Below are 3,856 nucleotides of genomic sequence, written 5' to 3'. Positions count from 1 at the left end.
TCCCATTTTTCGGGCGTCTATGAACAGTGTTTCCCTTCGTCGATCACGGAATCGCTGGTTCTTGGTTTTGTCTCGCGACAGGAACCAGAGGCAGACGGGAATGGCTGTCGAGTAGAAGAGTTGCCCCGGTAGAGCCACCATGCAGTCTACGAGGTCGGCCTCAACGAGCGCCTTACGGATCTCTCCCTCGCCAGACTGATTCGAGGACATGGAGCCGTTCGCGAGCACGAAGCCAGCCATGCCTGTGGGGGCAAGGTGGTGGAGGAAGTGCTGGACCCAGGCGAAGTTCCCGTTCCCCACCGGGGGCACGCCGTACTTCCAGCGCGCGTCCTCGCGCAGTTGCTCGCCGCCCCAGGCGCTGTCGTTGAAGGGCGGGTTGGCGATGATGAAGTCCGCCTTGAGGTCGGGGTGCTGGTCCTTGAGGAAGCTGCCCCGGGTGTCGGGCTCGCCCAGGTTCGCATCGATGCCCCGGATGGCGAGGTTCATCTTCGCCAGACGCCACGTCGTCGCGTTCGACTCCTGGCCGAAGATGCTCAAGTCTCCGAGCCGCCCTCCGTGCGCCTCCACGAACTTCTCGCTCTGGACGAACATGCCGCCACTGCCGCAGCAGGGGTCGAAGACGCGGCCCTTGTAGGGGGCCAACATCTCCACCAGCAGCTTCACCACGGACTTGGGCGTGTAGAACTGGCCGCCCTTCTTGCCCTCCGCGCTGGCGAACTCGGAGAGGAAGTATTCATAGACGCGGCCGAGGATATCCTTGCCTCGCGACTCCTTGTCACCCAGGCCGATCTTGCTGATGAGGTCGATGAGCGCGCCCAGCCGCTGCTTGTCCAAGTCGGGGCGGGCGTAGTCCTTCGGCAGCACACCCTTGAGGCTGGGGTTGTCGCGCTCGATGGCGACCATGGCGTCGTCCACGAGCTTGCCGATGACGGGCTGCCGGGCGTTGGCCTTCAGCTTCTCCCAGCGTGCCTCCCTGGGCACCCAGAAGACGTTCTGCGCTCGGTACTCGTCCGGATCCTCCGGGTCGGCGCCCTCGGCCACCTCGGCGAGGAGCTGATTGTGCCGCTCCTCGAAGGCGTCGCTCACGTACTTGAGGAAGATGAGGCCGAGGACGACGTGCTTGTACACGGCCGCGTCCATGTTCCCGCGCAGCTCGTCGGCGGCCTTCCACAGCGTGCCCTCGAAGCCGAGGTCTCCCCCGTTCTTCTTCGCGGCCTTGGCCTTGATGGAAGCAGGCTCCTCGGGGGCCGTTGGGGGAGGGGGGGGCGGCTGGAGCCCGAGCTGGGCCTGCTGGGGCCCGTCATGGCCGAGGATGCGCTGGACGAGCACCTCCTTCTCGCGTCCACCCCGGTCCAGTCCCAGGGCGTCGCAGATGGCCTGGAGCTCCTCGCGCTTGAGCTGGCCCAGGAGCCCGGCGAAGTCCACCGAGCGGGAGCGGACGAGGGCGTTGATGTGGTTCTCGATGACCCGGCGGTCCTCGACCTCGAGGCCGAGCTGTTCCGTGAGCTGCGAGAGCCGGTTCCGGTCCAGGACCTGGAGCGCGGCCCGGCGCTGCTGGGGCGAGAGACGAATCTCCTGTGAGGGCATGGGCGCACGTTACAGCACCGCGCCTCATGGGTGGCTCACGAGCAGCGGGGCGGCTGGAGCCCTTTGGCGGCCCGAGCGCTTCGGGTCGACTGGAGGCGTGTCACTTGTGGATGTCTACAAGCACCGTGTGGGTCTTCATGCTACATCGCTTGTAGACGTCTACAAGCGAGCGGCGCGGGAGCCGTGATTTCCGCTGAAGGGGAGCGCGCCCGGGAGGGCCCGTCTCTACCCGATCTCGCCGCGCTTTCCAGGGACGTCATTCTGACGGAGAGCGGTGCGCGCGAGCCGGGAGGTTGCCTCCCAGGCCGCGCCACTCTGTTTGTCGCGGTCCAGGACGAGCCTCCAGGCCTCGTGCGCCTCGTCATGGCGGCCGAGTCCGGCGAGGCAGTCGCCCCACGCCAGCAGCCCATCCCCGCCCTGGCCTTTGTACAGGTGCCTGGCTCCGGCTTCGAAGAGGCGGAGAGCCTCCTCCCGCCGTCCCGCCGCATGGGCGATGCGTCCGAGCAGGAAGAGCCCGTTCCTCGTACTTGAGGCCCGGCGCGCGAGCTTCAGTCCCGCGACTGCCTCCTGTTGCGCCTCGTCGTACCGGCGCAGGGCGAGCAACACCGCGGCCCGGGTGAAGCACACCTCGCTCCGGTATTGACGGGGCACGCTTCGCCACTCCACCTGCCGCAGGGCTTCCCACGCCTCCGCGCCACGCTCGGTGTGCGCCAGGATCCACGCCCGCTGGACGGGGAAGAAGTTCCACAGGAAGGGGTACCGGCGCGCCACCTCTTCCAATGCGTTGAGGCGCGCATGGGCGGCATCCCAGCCACCGAGGTTGTAGACGGCCTCGACGAGGTTGAAGCGCACCAGGGCCCACTCCTGTTCCGCGTGCGGCGTCTTGGGCTCCGAGGGACCTTGCCAGCCCCGTTCGATGTCGAGTGCCTCCAGATAGAGACCCGCGTTGATGAAGAGGTTGACCACGCAGGTGGCGCAAGGTGAGCAGCCCTCGGTCCTGGCATGGACCGCGAGGCGGCGAGCACCCGTGACGGCTGCCTCGGTCTCTCCGAGTGCCGAGAGCGCGTAGAGTTCCATCCGCCACAGCGAGGAGCGCATCCAGTCCGCGAGGGGAAGCTTCTCCAGGAAGCCGACGAGGGCGCGCGTGGCACGGAAGGCGCCCCAGTCGTAGCAGCACCGCGAGGCGAGGCGGAAGAGGAGCCAATCCACCCGCTTCCAGAGCAGCAGCCCGGCCACGAGGATGACGAGGAGGATTTCAGTGTCGAAGTGGACGGTGCCTGCGGTGACGGGATTCACGGGCGTTTGGCCTCCAGGTTTCTTCACCTTACCTCAAGAGACATGCCGCGCGGGACGACGTTTTACGTCATGATGTGCGCGCTCAACCGAGGAATCGGCGCTGCCACTGCTTCATGCGCGTGGGATTGAGGGAGCGCCAGCGGACGTACTCCTCGTGGAAATGGGGCTCCAGCACCCGTGTCAGTTCCCGGTACGGACGGAGGGCTTCCGGCTGTTCATCGTTGCCCGCGATGGGCCACTCTCTCAACGCCACGAAGATCTTCTCCTGCCCCACCTCCTGGACGTCTATCGCTGGAAGAGGCAGATGTTCTGGAGCCGCGCGACGTCATGGTCGCACGTTACCGCTGTCCAAGGGGCGGGTAGCATGACCCCATGAACTGGCGAGCCGTGCTGGTCCTCATCGCCGCGTCGCTGCTGGTTCTCCCGTTGCTGGTGCTCGTCGTTCTCTGGAGTCGGGTGCCCGCGGAGAGGGTGGTCGAGGGTTGGCGCTTCGTCCCCTGGGTGACGCCCGGGGAGACTCGCGGCCTGCGCACCCTCCGTCAACCGTGCCAGGACAATGCGCAGTGTGATCCTGGGCTCATCTGCTTCCATGACCCGCACGACCAGCAGCGGAAGTGCACGTCCACGTCGTGTGAGTCGGACGAGTGGTGCTCGCCGTATGGTGTCTGCCGAGCCGTTCCCCTGCCGGGCCGACGGGTGGCTCTCCGCTGGTGCGTCGTCGAGGGGACGCGCAAGGAGGGGGAGCAGTGTCTGCGGTTGCCGATGTTGCCCCAGCGGGAATGGGCGTGTGGGGAGGGCTCGTCTGCGCTGGCGCTGGCTGGTGCGGTCGGCGGTGCGTGCCAGGGAGGGAAGGGACGTGCCCGGAGGGTTTCTTCTGTGCTCGTGGTGACCCCGAGGGGCCCGTGTGCCAACCCACGTGCGAGGCCCGCGCGTGCCCCGACGGCCAGGAGTGCGTCCATCGGGAGGGGGGCGT

3 protein-coding genes are annotated in these 3,856 nt (G+C 67.1%); all 3 read right to left on the bottom strand.

Annotated features, from left to right (window positions below; genetic code table 11):
• Positions 1 to 1,587, bottom strand: a 1,587-nt coding sequence (locus VF794_RS30575; protein ID WP_331116536.1) for an N-6 DNA methylase, incomplete at its 3' end; no start/stop codon positions are given.
• A gap of 225 nt (positions 1,588 to 1,812) precedes the next feature.
• Positions 1,813 to 2,883, bottom strand: coding sequence for a hypothetical protein (locus VF794_RS30570; RefSeq protein WP_331116534.1), 1,071 nt, complete (start codon positions 2,881 to 2,883; stop codon positions 1,813 to 1,815).
• Positions 2,884 to 2,965: 82 nt separating this feature from the next.
• Complete coding sequence (locus VF794_RS30565) at positions 2,966 to 3,136, bottom strand: hypothetical protein (protein ID WP_414640987.1); 171 nt, start codon at positions 3,134 to 3,136, stop codon at positions 2,966 to 2,968.
• Positions 3,137 to 3,856 lie beyond the last annotated feature (720 nt).

It is taken from the genome of Archangium sp. (genome assembly GCF_036389735.1).
GTDB lineage: Bacteria > Myxococcota > Myxococcia > Myxococcales > Myxococcaceae > Archangium.
Note: the sequence above shows the minus strand (reverse complement) of the source record. Positions and strands in the feature narration are given on the sequence as shown.